The organism is Leifsonia sp. 22587, assembly GCF_052044215.1.
Classification (GTDB): Bacteria; Actinomycetota; Actinomycetes; order Actinomycetales; family Microbacteriaceae; genus Leifsonia; species Leifsonia shinshuensis_C.
Window position 1 is genome coordinate 1,434,301 of sequence record NZ_JBQENB010000001.1, and the last position, 12,842, is coordinate 1,447,142.

Sequence of the window (12,842 nt, forward strand, 5' to 3'; positions counted from 1 at the left end):
ACTAGCGTTTTGGTCATGCGCGTCGATCTTCTGACCAGGGAGTACCCACCGGACATCTACGGGGGTGCCGGGGTCCACGTGACGGAGCTCGTGCGGGCGCTCCGGAACGACACCGAGGTGATCGTGCGCGCCTTCGGCGAGCCGCGCGACGAGCCGGATACCGCGTCGTACCGCGTGCCCGCGGAGCTCGCCGACGCCAACGGCGCGATCGCCACGCTCGGCGTCGACCTTCAGATGGCGCAGGACTGCGGGGGAGCGGACGTCGTCCACTCGCACACCTGGTATGCGAACGCCGGCGGTCACCTGGCGAAGCTGCTGCACGGCATCCCGCACGTCGTGACGGCGCACAGCCTGGAGCCGCTGCGGCCGTGGAAGGCCGAGCAGCTCGGCGGGGGATACCGCGTCTCCAGCTGGATCGAGAAGACCGCGTTCGAGGCCGCCGACACCGTCATCGCGGTGAGCGACGGGATGCGCCGCGACATCCTCGCCGCGTACCCCGCGCTCGACCCGACCAAGGTCATCACGATCTACAACGGCATCGACCTGGAGCGCTGGCAGCCCCTCCGCGACGACGACCGCGCCCGCGCGCTCGGGATCGACCCGGACCGTCCCGCCGTCATCTTCGTCGGGCGCATCACCCGCCAGAAGGGCCTCCCGTACCTGCTGCGCGCGGCGCGCGCGCTGCCGAAGGACGTGCAGGTCATCCTCTGCGCCGGCGCGCCGGACACGCCCGAGATCCTCGCCGAGGTGACCGGACTGGTCGAGCAGCTGCAGGCCGAGCGCGACGGCGTCGTGTGGATCGACCGCCTGCTGCCGAACGACGAGCTGCGGATCGCGCTCACCGCATCCACCGTCTTCGTCTGCCCGTCGATCTACGAGCCGCTCGGCATCGTCAACCTGGAGGCCATGGCCTGCGGGCTCCCGGTGGTCGGGACGGCCACCGGCGGCATCCCCGAGGTGATCGTGGACGGCGTCACGGGACGGCTGGTGCCCATCCAGCAGCTGCAGGACGGCACCGGCACGCCAACCGACCCGGAGCGCTTCGTGAACGACCTCGCGGCAGCGCTCACGGAGGTCGTCAGCGACCCGGCCCGGGCGGCCGAGATGGGCCGCGCGGGGCGCGAGCGGGCGCAGACGTCGTTCAGCTGGGCGACCATCGCCGAGCAGACCCGCGACGTGTACCGCTCGCTGGCCGGTCGTCACTGATCGCCGCGCTGCGCAGGTAGGCTGGAAGGCATGGCCGACAGCGTTCTCCGACTTACCGACGTGTCCGTTGTACGGGACGGCAACCCCGTCCTGAAGGGTATCGACTGGGCGGTCGAGCCGGACGAACGGTGGGTCATCCTGGGCCGAAACGGCGCCGGCAAGACGACGCTGCTGCAGGTCGCCGCCGCGGCGCTGCACCCGTCCTCGGGCGAGGCGGTCGTGCTCGGCGAGTCGGTCGGCCACACCGACCTGGCGGAGCTCCGTCCGCTGCTCGGCTTCGCCTCGAGCGCGCTGGCCCGGCGCATCCCGCGCACCGAGCGCGTGCTCGACGTCGTGATGACCGCCGCCTATGCGGTCACCGGACGCTGGAACGAGCTCTACGAGGAGATCGACGAGCGGCGCGCCCACCGCGTGCTCGCCGAGTGGCACCTCGACCACCTGGCCGAGCGCGCCTTCGGCAGCCTCTCCGACGGTGAGCAGAAGCGCGTGCAGATCGCCCGCTCGGTGATGACCGACCCCGAGATCCTGCTGCTGGACGAGCCGGCGGCGAGCCTCGACCTCGGCGGCCGCGAGGAGCTGCTGCAGCTGCTCGGCGGCTACGCCAGCGACCCGAAGTCGCCCGCGATCGTCATGGTCACCCACCACGTGGAGGAGATCCCGCAGGCGTTCAACCGCGCGCTGCTGCTCAAGGACGGCGAGATCATGGCCAAGGGCCCGATCGCCGAGGTGCTGACGAGCGAGAACCTCAGCGCGACGTTCGACATCGACGTCGAGATCGCCGAGTCCGACGGCCGCTACACCGCCCGGGCGCGCCAGGCCGTCGCGGACTGAGCCACCTGGCCTGATCTGCTAGACTCGATAGCTGGCCCCCGAACCGATCATGCCGTCACGGCGACGTTCGTTTCATCGGGTCTGAAGCTTCCCGTCCACGCGGTCTGCGCGGACACGACCGAACCGACTACTAGCTGCAACAAGGAAGTCCTGATGAAGACTGGCATCCACCCCGACTACGCCCCGGTGGTTTTCCGCGACCTGGCCTCGGGTGCGACGTTCCTCACCCGCTCCACCGTCTCGAGCGACAAGACGATCGAGTGGGAGGACGGCAACACCTACCCGGTGATCGACGTCGAAATCTCGTCCGAGTCGCACCCGTTCTACACCGGCAAGCAGCGCATCCTCGACTCCGCCGGTCGCGTCGAGAAGTTCAACTCGCGCTACAAGAACTTCGGCAAGTAAGCCGCAGCGCCCCCGGGCGCGCATGAAGGCCCCCGTCCAGCGGACGGGGGCCTTCATCGTGCGCCGGGTGCGTGGGGGTGTGGGGTTCGGCGCGGTACGTCGGAGATCCGCGCGTGTGCGTCGGAGATCCGGCCGGATCGGGCCCCGGTCTCCGTACCGTCGGAGATTCGCGACCGTGTGTCGGAGATCCGGCCGGATCGGGTCCGGATCTCCATCCGCAGAGCGTTGCGTCGGAGATTTGAGATCCGTTCTCCGACGCAAGCAGGTTGGCGTTCCGGGCGCGGTGCCCGCGCCTGCGGCCTCAGTCGCCAGTAGGTAGGAGACGCGGCTGGATCGGGCCTAGGTCTCCGTACCGTCGAAGATTCTCAACCGTGTGTCGGAGACCCGGCCGATTTCGACCCAGGGCTCCGTACCGTCGGAGATTCGCAACCGTACGTCGGAGATCCGGCCGGATGGGGTCCGGATCTCCGTCCGGAGAGCGTTGCGTCGGAGATTTCGGACCCGTTCTCCGACGCAAGCATGCGCTCGGGCCAGCACGCACGAAGGCCCCCGTCGAGCCGACGGGGGCCTACGCGGTAAGTCTGAGGTCAGGAGCCCTGGTAGGTCACGTTCGGGTTGGCGGCGATGGCGGCCACGATGATGATCGTGAAGATGATGCCGAGGGCGAGCGCGATGAAGCCGATGATGATGGCCGCGAGGGCGAGGCCGCGACCCTGCTCCCCGGTGCGCTTGATCTGCGACAGGGCGACGAAGCCCAGGATGATGCCGAGGATGCTGATGAAGAAGGTCGCGACGAAGGCGACGATCGACATGGTGTTCCAGCCCGGCTGTGCGCCGCCGTAGGGCTGCTGGGCGTACTGGGGCTGCTGGGGCGGGAGGGGCTGCGGGTTCAGATTCGAGTCGCTCATGCCGCAGACACTATCGGTCCCGGTAGACGCAGGAGTAGCCCCCAGGTGAGGGAGAAGCGGAGCGCGGGTGCCGGGCGGGGCCTCAGCGGATCGGCCAGGCGCCCGAGGTGGTGAACTCCGGGTCGCGCTCCCGGCGCATGTACTCCTGGAAGTCTGCGGCCTGCTCGCGGCACCAGTCCACCTGGCGGCGGTGCAGCTCGGCGGCCTCGAGGGCCAGGGCCTCCGCGTGGATGCGCGCGAGCGCCTGGGCGACACGGCCGGCGGCGATCGCGTCGGCGCCCGCGTCGTGAGCGGCCAGCAGGTCGACGCCGTAGTGCGTCGCGGTGACGGTGAGAGTGCGCTTGCCGCGGCGGTACTTGTCGACGGCCTTGTCGATCACGAGCGGGTCGATGATCGGGCCGGGGGAGACGAGGGGCTCGACCTGATGGCGGCGGGCCTCCCGGTCGAGCAGGGTGAAGTCGTAGGGCGCGTTGTAAGCGACCACGGGGATGCCGCGGTCGAACAGGCTGCGCAGCTGCGCGACGATCGCGGCCACGCCGCGGGCCGCATCCATGCCGTGCTCCCGGGCCTGCTCCGTGGTGATGCCGTGCACCGCGGTGGCCTCGGACGGGATCTCGACCTGCGGGTCGAGCAGCCAGTCCCGGCGGTGCAGCACCTCGCCGGACTCGTCGAGGAGCCCGACGTGGGCGGTGACGATCCGGGCCGATTCGACGTCGATTCCGGTGGTCTCGAGGTCGAAGACCCCGAGACGCTGGTGCCACGTGCTCATGCCTTCACGCTAAGCGGACCCACCGTCATCCCCGGGGAACGGCACGCCGAGGTGCACGTACTTGCGCTCGACACGCCGCGGAAGTGCACAACAAGGTGCACTTCGGCGAAAGGGGCGGAGCCCCTCAATCGCGGCGCGGCTCGATGTGCAGCCAGTAGAAGTTCTGGGTGCCGAGCGTGAGGGTGAAGCGGCCGTCCTCGGCGACGGTCGGGAACTCCGCGCCGCCGAACAGGTCGTAGAGCGCGCGGCCGGCGAGCTCCGGGGCCTCAAGCGTGACCGACACCGGGTTGTGCGCGAACGAGAACACGCACAGCACGTCCTCCGGCTGGTCGCCGAAGTGCGTGCCGCTACCGGCGTACGAGCGGACGAACGCGAGCACGGACTCGTGGTCGGTCGGCAGCACGCGGATGTCGCCCAGGCCGAACACGGGATGCGCCTTGCGCACGTGGATGACGTTGCGGATCCAGTGCAGCAGCGAGCGCGACTGCGCGAGCTGCGCCTCCACGTTCACCTGGTTGTAGTGGTAGACCAGCGACTGCACGACCGGCAGGTAGAGCTTGCCCGGGTCGGCGCTGGAGAAGCCGGCGTTGCGGTCCGGCGTCCACTGCATCGGCGTGCGGGAGCTGTCGCGGTCCGGCAGCCAGATGTTGTCGCCCATCCCGATCTCGTCGCCGTAGTAGAGGAACGGGCTGCCGGGCAGGGAGAAGAGCAGCGCGTGCGCCAGCTCGAGCTCGGCGCGGGAGTTGTCGAGCAGCGGCGCGAGGCGGCGGCGGATGCCGATGTTGGCGCGCATCCGCGGGTCGTAGGCGTACCAGCCGTACATCGCCTGCCGGTACTCCTCGCTCACCATCTCGAGCGTGAGCTCGTCGTGGTTGCGCAGGAAGACGCCCCAGGCCGCGCCCTCGGGCACGTCGGTGGTCTCGGAGAGGACGCGGACCAGCTCGCCGGCCTGCTGCGACCGGAGCGCGTAGAAGATGCGCGGCATGACCGGGAAGTCGAACGCCATGTGGCACTCCGGCTCCTCCTCGGTGCCGAAGAAGGCCGCGACCTCGCGGGGCCACTGGTTGGCCTCGGCGATCATCACGCGTCCGGGGTACTCGCGGTCGACCCACTCGCGCAGCTTGATGATGAACTCGTGCGTCTTGGGCTCGCCCTCGCCGTTGCCCTCGTCGGACTCGTAGAGGTACGGGATGGCGTCGAGCCGGAAACCGTCGACGCCGAGGTCGAGCCAGAACTTGACGATGTCGTACATCGCCTCGTGCACCGCGGGGTTCTCGAAGTTGAGGTCGGGCTGGTGCGAGAAGAAGCGGTGGAAGTAGAACTGCCGGCGCGCCTCGTCGAAGGCCCAGTTGGAGTCCTCGGTGTCGACGAAGATGATGCGGATGTCCGGCCACTTGTCGTCCGTGTCGTTCCACACGTAGAAGTCGCCGTACGGGCCCTCGGGGTCGGAGCGGGACTGCTGGAACCAGTCGTGCTGGTCGGAGGTGTGGTTGATCGGCAGGTCGATGATGATGCGCATGTTGCGCTCGTGCGCCTTGGTGACCAGCTCACGGAACTCGTCGATGGTGCCGAACTCGGGGAGGATCGCCTTGAAGTCGGAGACGTCGTAGCCGCCGTCGCGCAGCGGCGACTGGAAGAACGGCGGGAGCCAGAGCGCGTCGATGCCGAGCCACTGCAGGTAGTCGAGCTTGGAGGTGAGCCCGGAGATGTCGCCGGAGCCATCGCCGTTGCTGTCGACGAACGAGCGGACCATGACCTCGTAGAAGACCGACCGGCGGTACCACTGGGGATCGAGGGCGAGCCCGGGCAGCGTGATGGGCGCGGTGAAACTCACGGTTCTCCTTGGGGGGCGGAGCGGCGGCGGGGGACTGCGGGGGTGGGGACTGCGGGGTGGTGCAAGCGATTGCAACCAGTGAAGTCTAGGGCGTGGCGACCCCGGCCTGTCCAGTCCTCTTCCCGCCACGCCGCCTAGACTGTCTGGCGATGCTCGTCTCGTCCCCCTATGCCGCCGCTCTGGAGCGCGTCCCCGTCCGCGAGGGGGAGGTCCGCCTCCTCGGTTCGTCGACCCGGTACTGGGACTACGGCGATCCGGATGCGGCCACCACGCTCGTCCTCGTCCACGGGTTCCGCGGCGACCACCACGGCCTGGAGCCGGTGGTCGCGCAGCTCGACGGCGTGCGGATGGTGTCGCCCGACCTGCCCGGTTTCGGGGCGTCCACGCCGATGACGGAGGCGGCCCACGACATCGGCGGCTACGGCCGCTGGCTGGCGGAGTTCGTCGCCGCGCTCGGCATCCCCGCCGACGCCCGCCTGGTGCTGCTCGGCCACTCGTTCGGGTCGATCGTGGTTGCGGGATCGCTCGCGGCATCCGGCGCCGGCTCGGCGGACGACCGCCGCCCCGACGACGTGGTGCTGGTGAACCCGATCGGGCAGCCGGCGCTGGCAGGTCCCCGCGGCATCCTGACCCGGCTCGCGATCTTCTACTACTGGCTCGCCGCCGTGCTTCCGGAGCGGCTCGGGTTCGCCCTGCTGCGCAACCGCCTGATCGTGCGCGTCATGAGCGTCGCGATGGCGAAGACGAAGGATGCGGCCCTGCGCCGCTGGATCCACGACCAGCACGACCGCTACTTCTCCGCGTTCAGCGACCGCCGTGTGGTGCTGGAGGCGTTCCGCGCCTCGGTCTCGCACGACGTGAGCGAATACGCCGCGCGCGTTCCGGAGCGCATGCTGCTGGTCGCCGCCGAGAAGGACGACATCACGCCGGTCGCGGCCGAGTACCGGCTGCAGACGCTGTTCCCGTCGGCCGAGCTGGTCGTCATCCCGGAGGTCGGGCACCTCATCCACTACGAGACCCCGGCGGCCGCGGCCGACGCCATCCGCCGGTTCCTGGACGAGGGGACGACGGCGTGAGGATCCTGTTCGACTGCCGCTACACGCGCATCGGGCGGCACGACGGCATCAGCCGGTACACGGCCGAGCTGGTCGGGACCCTGGCGAAGCTGCATCCCGTCACGATGCTGATCAACGACCACCGCCAGCTGGAAATGCTGCCCGACCTGCCATGGGAGCTCATCCCGTCGCCGACGTCGGCCGGCGAGCCGTGGGTCGCGCGCAGCGTCAACAAGCTGAACCCGGACATCGTGTTCACGCCGATGCAGACCATGGGCGGTTTCGGTCGCCGCTACAAGCTCGTGCTCACCGTGCACGACCTGATCTACTACCGACACCCGACGCCGCCGCGCGACCTGCCGGCCTTCGTGCGCGGCCTGTGGCGGCTCTACCACCTGGCCTGGTGGCCGCAGCGGATGCTGCTGAACCGCTCGGACGCGGTGGTCACAGTGTCCGAGACGACCAAGGCGCTCATCGCCGAGCACCACCTGACGAAGCGGCCGGTCTCGGTCATCTCGAACGCGGCGCAGATGCCGGAGCTCGCCCCCGGGCGGCGGGAGCGCACGGCGCCGGAGACGAAGAGCCTCGTCTACATGGGCTCGTTCATGCCGTACAAGAACGTGGACACGCTGGTGCGCGCCGCCGCCCTGCTGCCGGACTACACGCTCCACCTGATGAGCCGGGTGACGGATGCGGAGCGCGCGCGTCTGACCGAGCTGGCCCCGGGCGCCTCACTGGTGTTCCACAACGGCGCGAGCGACGAGGAGTACGCCGAGACGCTCGCCGCCGCGACGGCCTTCGCGTCGGCCTCCCATGACGAGGGATTCGGCATCCCGCTGCTGGAGGCGATGACGGTGGGGACGCCGGTGCTGGCCAGCGACATCCCGATCTTCCGCGAGATCGGCGGGGATGCGGCGCTGTACTTCGAGCCCGACTCGGCCGAGCAGGTCGCCGCGAACGTGCGGCGGCTGGAGCAGGGCGACGAGTGGGCCGCGCGCTCGGCCGCCGGTCGCGCCCAGGCCGCGCGGTACACGTGGGACGAGTCGGCGCGGCGGTTGCTCGCGGTGCTGACGGACACCGTGGCGGGTGCGGACGCCGAGGCCGTTCGCCGGCGCTGAGCCGGCGCGGCACCGCTGATGCGCGCCGGTGAGCGCCGTCGCGTCACATGACGGACGCGGTGAACAGGTCGCGGTCCTCCGGGCCGAGGTTGAAGCGGTCGAGGGTGAGCGCGCCGTCCTCGTAGATGAACCGGTGCACGGAGCCGTTGGGGATCAGCTCGCCGGGACCCGGCAGCGCATGGTCGGTGACGTGCCGGACCAGCGACGAGATGACGCCGCCGTGGCTCACCACGATGACGTTCTCATCGGGATGCCGCTCGCCGAGGTCGCGCAGCGCCGGTAGGGCGCGGGCCACGACCTCGTCGCGCGTCTCCCGTCCGGGAACCGGGGTGCCCTCGGGCCAGCGCGCGAGGATCTGCTCGCCGGTCATCCCCTCGGCCTCGCCGTAGTTGCGCTCGGCGACCGCCGCGAGGGCCCCCGGGCGGCCGAGGCCGACGTGCCCGGAGATGATCCGGGCCGTCTCCATCGCGCGGGAGAGCGGGCTGGCGTAGATCGCGTCGAACCGGCCGCCAGCGAGCGCCCGTCCCGTCGTCTCGGCCTGCTCGCGGCCGGTCGCGTTGAGCGGGATGTCGCTCGAGCCCTGGATGCGCTTGGCGAGATTCCAGTCGGTCTGTCCGTGCCGCACGAGGGAGATGAAGGTCACACGCGTCCTTTCGCTGCGGGACGCGGTGCCTATCGCCGCCCCCGGTCGCCGTCCCCGGTCGCCGACCTCGGTCGCCGGACCGGGACCCCGGCTCAGGGGAGCCGCTTGGCCAGCTCGACCAGCGTCTCCGTCGTCCCGCCGTCCAGCTTAATGGTCGCGCGCGCGTCGCCCTTGGTCTGGCCGCGGTTGACGATGACGATCGGGAGGCGGCGGCGGCGCGCCTCCTCGAGCAGGCGGATGCCGGAGTTGACGACCAGCGACGACCCGGCGATGAGCAGCGCATCCGCCGACCGGACGAGAGCGCTCGCCTCGCGGTACTTCTCGGCCGGGACGAACTCGCCGAAGAAGACGACGTCGGGCTTCAGGTGCCCGCCGCAGACCGTGCAGTCGGGCACGACGAACGCGTCGATGTCGGTGACGACGGCGTCGCCGTCCGGTGCGATCTCGACCGCGCCCTCGGTGTCGAGCCATGGGTTGGCCGCGTCGATGCGCGCGGTGATCGCCTCGCGCGCGAAGATCTGGCCGCAGACCAGGCAGAGCACCCGGTCCATCGCGCCGTGCAGGTCGACCACGCGGCGGGACCCGGCCTGCTTGTGCAGCCCGTCCACGTTCTGCGTGATGACGCCGTTGGCGGCACCCGACTCCTCCAGCCGCGCCAGCGCGCGGTGCCCCTCGTTCGGATGCGCCGCGGCGAACCGGCGGTAGCCGAGGTGGCTGCCCGCCCAGTACCGCTTGCGGTAGCGGTCGTCGGAGAGGAACTGCTGGAAGGTCATCGGCGTGCGCTTGGGCGCGCCCTCGCCGCGGTAGTCCGGAATGCCGGAGTCCGTCGACACGCCGGCGCCCGTCAGCACCGCGAAGCGACGGCCGGCGAGCAGGTCGACGGTCTGGTCGATGCCGCGCGCGAGCTCCGGCGGGAGCGCGGTCGTCAGGGTGGTCACAGGCACCTCCAGGTTGTCCCTGAGTCTAAACACCCCAGTTTTCCGTTTTGTTTCGGGCGGCTGGATGTCGCGGCCCGCGTCCGTCCTCCGCGCCCTTCGCGGACTGGCAGGCTGGAGGCATGCAGCTGCACCGCATCCACGATCTCGACGCCGACGGACTCGCCGACTACTCCCGCCTCACCGACGTCGCCCTGCGCCGCGTCAGCGAGCCGGCCGGCGGCCTCTACATCGCCGAGTCGACGAAGGTGATCACGCGCGCTCTCGCCGCCGGGCACATCCCGCGCTCGGTGCTGCTGCAGGAGCAGTGGCTGCCCGACGTCGAGCCCCTGCTCGCCGGTTTCCCGGACGTGCCCGTCTTCGTCGGCGACGCCGCGCTTCTCGAGCAGCTGACCGGCTACCACCTCCACCGCGGCGCCCTGGCGGCGATGCACCGGCCGGAGCTGCCGGACCCGGCCGAGCTGCTCCGCGACGCGCGCCGGGTCGTGGTGCTGGAGGACATCGTCGACCACACGAACGTGGGCGCGATCTTCCGCGCGGTCGCCGGGCTCGGCGCGGACGCCGTGCTCGTCACGCCCCGCTGCGCCGATCCGCTGTACCGCCGCAGCGTGCGGGTGAGCATGGGCACCGTGCTGCAGGTGCCGTGGACGCGGCTGCCGGAGTGGGATGCGGCCGTGCCGCTTCTGCACGGGGCCGGGTTCGACATCGCCGCGCTGGCGTTGGCCGACGACGCGGTGACGCTCGACGCGTACGCGGCCGAGCCGCCTGAGCGGATCGCGATGGTGTTCGGGGCCGAGGGCGACGGCCTGAGCCGGCGTGCCCTCGCGGCGGCGGACACGGTGGTCACCATCCCGATGCTGCACGGGGTGGACTCGCTCAACGTCGCGTCCGCCTCCGCCGTCGCGTTGTGGGCGCTGCGCGCGCGTTCTCAGGCGTCGCATCGGTAGCGCCCGCTAAAATCCGACCGTGCCCCAGCAAGTCCTCGCCGATCCGCCGCGCCGTGTCTCACGCAAGGTGTACCGCCGCCGGCGCATCGTGGTCTTCGGGCTGCTGACGGCCATCCTCGTCGCGTTCGTCTACGTCGTCGGTTCGCTCGTTGCGCCGATCCCGGCGACCGCCGCGGTGACCGCGCACGACAAGACGATCGCCCAGCCCGCGGTGCAGCTCGCCTGGCCCGGGTACGGGTCGTCCGCGATCGTCGCGCCCGACTATCCCGGCGCGTCGGCGTCGCACGGCACCGAGGCGAGCGTGCCCATCGCGAGCATCACGAAGACCATCACCGCTCTGGTCGTGCTGGAGAAGAAGCCGCTCAACGGCAATGATCAAGGTCCGGACATCGCGTTCACCCAGCGGGATGTCGACATCTGGAACCAGGTGATCGGCGCCGGCGGCTCGTGGGCGCCGGTGGTCGCGGGCACGTCGATGACCGAGAAGCAGGCGCTCGAGGCGATGCTGCTGCCCTCCGCCAACAACTACGCCATCTCGCTGGCGAACTGGGCGTACGGATCCACGGACGCGTTCGTGAAGGCGGCGAACGCGTGGCTGGCGCAGAAGGGCTTCACCGGAACGAAGATCGTCACGCCCGACGGCCTCGACCCGGGCAACGTCAGCACCACGAAAGACCTGATCGGGATCGGCAAGCTGGTGCTGGCATCCCCGGCGCTCTCGTCCATCGTCTCCCAGAAGAACGCGACGCTTCCGGGCGCCGGGTCGCAGGACAACACCAACACTCTGCTCGGCTTCGAGGGCATGGACGGCATCAAGACCGGCAACACCGACGAGGCCGGCAACTGCCTGCTGTTCTCGGCGCAGGTGCCGGTCGGGTCGACCAAGGTGCGGGTGCTCGGCGTGGTGCTGGGCGCGCCGACCCACGACGACCTGTGGGCGGGCGTGCAGGCGCTCCTGACGAGCGTGAAGGCGGGCTTCCACGAGGTGACGCCGGTGCAGAAGGGCCAGGTGTTCGGCACCTACACCACGGCGTGGGGCGCGTCGTCGAAGCTCATCGCCACCGAGTCGAAGTCGTTCGTCGTGTGGTCGGACACGCCCATCCAGGTGGACCTCCAGACGCGTCCGCTCTCGTCCGGGTTCACCGGCGACATCCTGGGACAGGGGACGTTCACGCTCAACGGGAAGACGACGACCGTGCCACTGGCGCTCGCCAAGGATGTGCCGGATCCCGGATTCGGCTGGCGCCTGGCGCACCCGGGCGGGCTCGGGAGCTGAGCTGCGCGCTCGGGCGCGCGTCCGGGCGGGCGCTCAGTCGCGGGTCAGCAGGAACGGACCGGCGTCCGGGCGCTTCGGCGTGACGTGATCGCCGGACGACTGGTGCCGGATGCGGCGGAGCACCCACGGCACGAGGTACTCCCGCGCCCACGAGAGGTCCTCGGACCGCGCCTGGCGCCAGTTCCGCGCAGGGAGCGGCTCGGGCTGCAGCGGCTGCAGGTCGTTCTCGACGTTGAGCGCCGCGAGCACCATCCGGGCGACGGTGTGGTGGCCGAGCGGCGCGAGGTGCAGGCGGTCGGGCGCCCACATCCGCTGGTCCTGGATCTCGGTCAGCGCCCACTGGTCGGCCACGATGCAGTCGTAGCGGGCGGCGATCGCGCGGACGTTCTCGTTGTAGATCGCCACCTTGCCGCGGATGCCGCGGAACACGGGGGAGAATCCCACGTCGACGCCGGTGAAGACGACCACCGTCGCGCCGTCCGCGCTGAGACGGGCGACCGCCTGGTCGAAGAGGGCGGCGATCTGGTCGGGGTCGGTGCCGGGGCGGATCACGTCGTTGCCGCCCGCCGAGATGGTGATGAGGTCCGGCCGGAGCGCGACCGCGGGATCCACCTGCTCGTCGAGGATCTGCTTGATCAGCTTGCCGCGCACGGCCAGGTTGGCGTAGGCGAAGTCGTCGGTCTTGCTGCTGAGCACCTCGGCCACCCGGTCCGCCCAGCCGCGATGGCCGCCCGGGCTGCCCGGCTCCGGGTCGCCGATGCCTTCGGTGAACGAGTCGCCGAGGGCGACGTAACGGGACCAGGGATGCTGTGCTTCGGCCATTGCTCCATTCTGCATCGGACGGCGGTGTCGGTGCTCTCGGGTAGATTTGATCCAAGTGGAGACGACAGAACAACCCGAGCCGATCACGTCCGC

At 70.5% G+C, this 12,842-nt stretch carries 13 protein-coding genes; 7 read left to right on the forward strand and 6 right to left on the reverse strand.

Annotation, left to right across the window (positions count from 1 at the left end; translation table 11 throughout):
* Positions 1-15 precede the first annotated feature (15 nt).
* The 3 genes from glgA (at position 16) to ACTJI1_RS06945 (ending at position 2,442) form a co-directional block, all read left to right on the forward strand.
* Positions 16-1,206, forward strand: a complete 1,191-nt coding sequence (gene glgA, locus ACTJI1_RS06935; protein ID WP_440742023.1) for a glycogen synthase — start codon at positions 16-18, stop codon at positions 1,204-1,206.
* A 30-nt stretch (positions 1,207-1,236) separates the two neighbouring features.
* Entirely contained in the window at positions 1,237-2,037 is an 801-nt protein-coding gene (locus tag ACTJI1_RS06940; RefSeq protein ID WP_310129440.1) for an ABC transporter ATP-binding protein, read from the forward strand.
* 153 nt (positions 2,038-2,190) lie between these two features.
* Positions 2,191-2,442, forward strand: coding sequence for a type B 50S ribosomal protein L31 (locus tag ACTJI1_RS06945; protein WP_115696813.1), 252 nt, complete (start codon positions 2,191-2,193; stop codon positions 2,440-2,442).
* Between the two features lie 587 nt (positions 2,443-3,029).
* On the opposite strand, the gene ACTJI1_RS06950 is transcribed toward ACTJI1_RS06945, so the two are convergent.
* The 3 genes from ACTJI1_RS06950 to treS all read right to left on the reverse strand — a co-directional run bounded on the left by ACTJI1_RS06950 (position 3,030) and on the right by treS (position 5,953).
* Positions 3,030-3,350, reverse strand: a complete 321-nt coding sequence (locus ACTJI1_RS06950) for a DUF4190 domain-containing protein (RefSeq protein ID WP_310129439.1) — start codon at positions 3,348-3,350, stop codon at positions 3,030-3,032.
* 82 nt (positions 3,351-3,432) lie between these two features.
* The gene (locus tag ACTJI1_RS06955; protein WP_440742024.1) at positions 3,433-4,119 is read right to left on the reverse strand and encodes a 3'-5' exonuclease; all 687 of its coding nucleotides are present in this window, start codon (positions 4,117-4,119) and stop codon (positions 3,433-3,435) included.
* A 124-nt stretch (positions 4,120-4,243) separates the two neighbouring features.
* Positions 4,244-5,953 (reverse strand): maltose alpha-D-glucosyltransferase, encoded by a 1,710-nt coding sequence (treS, locus tag ACTJI1_RS06960; RefSeq protein WP_440742025.1) that lies wholly within the window; start codon positions 5,951-5,953, stop codon positions 4,244-4,246.
* A 149-nt stretch (positions 5,954-6,102) separates the two neighbouring features.
* Here treS and ACTJI1_RS06965 point away from each other — a divergent pair, with 149 nt between their 5' ends.
* Together ACTJI1_RS06965 and ACTJI1_RS06970 are read left to right on the forward strand one after the other, a co-directional pair.
* Positions 6,103-7,029 (forward strand): alpha/beta fold hydrolase, encoded by a 927-nt coding sequence (locus ACTJI1_RS06965; RefSeq protein WP_440742026.1) that lies wholly within the window; start codon positions 6,103-6,105, stop codon positions 7,027-7,029.
* Positions 7,026-8,126 carry a glycosyltransferase family 4 protein gene (locus tag ACTJI1_RS06970; RefSeq protein ID WP_440742027.1) on the forward strand — a complete coding sequence of 367 codons (1,101 nt, stop codon included), beginning with the start codon at positions 7,026-7,028 and terminating at the stop codon, positions 8,124-8,126. The genes ACTJI1_RS06965 and ACTJI1_RS06970 overlap by 4 nt, the downstream gene beginning before the upstream one ends.
* A 43-nt stretch (positions 8,127-8,169) precedes the next feature.
* Here the strand turns inward: ACTJI1_RS06970 and ACTJI1_RS06975 are convergent, their stop codons facing one another.
* Together ACTJI1_RS06975 and ACTJI1_RS06980 are read right to left on the reverse strand one after the other, a co-directional pair.
* The gene (locus tag ACTJI1_RS06975; protein WP_440742028.1) at positions 8,170-8,769 is read right to left on the reverse strand and encodes a histidine phosphatase family protein; all 600 of its coding nucleotides are present in this window, start codon (positions 8,767-8,769) and stop codon (positions 8,170-8,172) included.
* A 92-nt stretch (positions 8,770-8,861) separates the two neighbouring features.
* Positions 8,862-9,707: a Sir2 family NAD-dependent protein deacetylase gene (locus ACTJI1_RS06980; RefSeq protein ID WP_440742029.1), complete on the reverse strand. Its 846-nt coding sequence runs from the start codon at positions 9,705-9,707 to the stop codon at positions 8,862-8,864.
* Positions 9,708-9,826: 119 nt separating this feature from the next.
* Between ACTJI1_RS06980 and ACTJI1_RS06985 the strand changes: the two genes are divergently transcribed.
* Both ACTJI1_RS06985 and ACTJI1_RS06990 read left to right on the forward strand, forming a co-directional pair.
* A complete protein-coding gene (locus ACTJI1_RS06985) occupies positions 9,827-10,651 on the forward strand; it encodes a TrmH family RNA methyltransferase (protein WP_440742030.1) in 825 nt (274 codons plus the stop codon).
* A 19-nt stretch (positions 10,652-10,670) separates the two neighbouring features.
* Complete coding sequence (locus ACTJI1_RS06990) at positions 10,671-11,927, forward strand: D-alanyl-D-alanine carboxypeptidase family protein (RefSeq protein ID WP_440742031.1); 1,257 nt, start codon at positions 10,671-10,673, stop codon at positions 11,925-11,927.
* 33 nt (positions 11,928-11,960) lie between these two features.
* Here ACTJI1_RS06990 and ACTJI1_RS06995 read toward each other — a convergent pair whose 3' ends face one another.
* Entirely contained in the window at positions 11,961-12,749 is a 789-nt protein-coding gene (locus ACTJI1_RS06995; RefSeq protein WP_440742032.1) for an SGNH/GDSL hydrolase family protein, read from the reverse strand.
* Between the last annotated feature and the right edge of the window lie 93 nt (positions 12,750-12,842).

Coding starts and splice junctions, on each gene's coding strand:
- ACTJI1_RS06955 (WP_440742024.1), bottom strand. CDS start 4,119: ATGAGCACGTGGCACCAGCGTCTCGGGGTCTTCGACCTCGAGACCACC.
- ACTJI1_RS06945 (WP_115696813.1), top strand. CDS start 2,191: ATGAAGACTGGCATCCACCCCGACTACGCCCCGGTGGTTTTCCGCGAC.
- ACTJI1_RS06950 (WP_310129439.1), bottom strand. CDS start 3,350: ATGAGCGACTCGAATCTGAACCCGCAGCCCCTCCCGCCCCAGCAGCCC.
- ACTJI1_RS06995 (WP_440742032.1), bottom strand. CDS start 12,749: ATGGCCGAAGCACAGCATCCCTGGTCCCGTTACGTCGCCCTCGGCGAC.
- ACTJI1_RS06965 (WP_440742026.1), top strand. CDS start 6,103: ATGCTCGTCTCGTCCCCCTATGCCGCCGCTCTGGAGCGCGTCCCCGTC.
- ACTJI1_RS06940 (WP_310129440.1), top strand. CDS start 1,237: ATGGCCGACAGCGTTCTCCGACTTACCGACGTGTCCGTTGTACGGGAC.
- glgA (WP_440742023.1), top strand. CDS start 16: ATGCGCGTCGATCTTCTGACCAGGGAGTACCCACCGGACATCTACGGG.
- ACTJI1_RS06985 (WP_440742030.1), top strand. CDS start 9,827: ATGCAGCTGCACCGCATCCACGATCTCGACGCCGACGGACTCGCCGAC.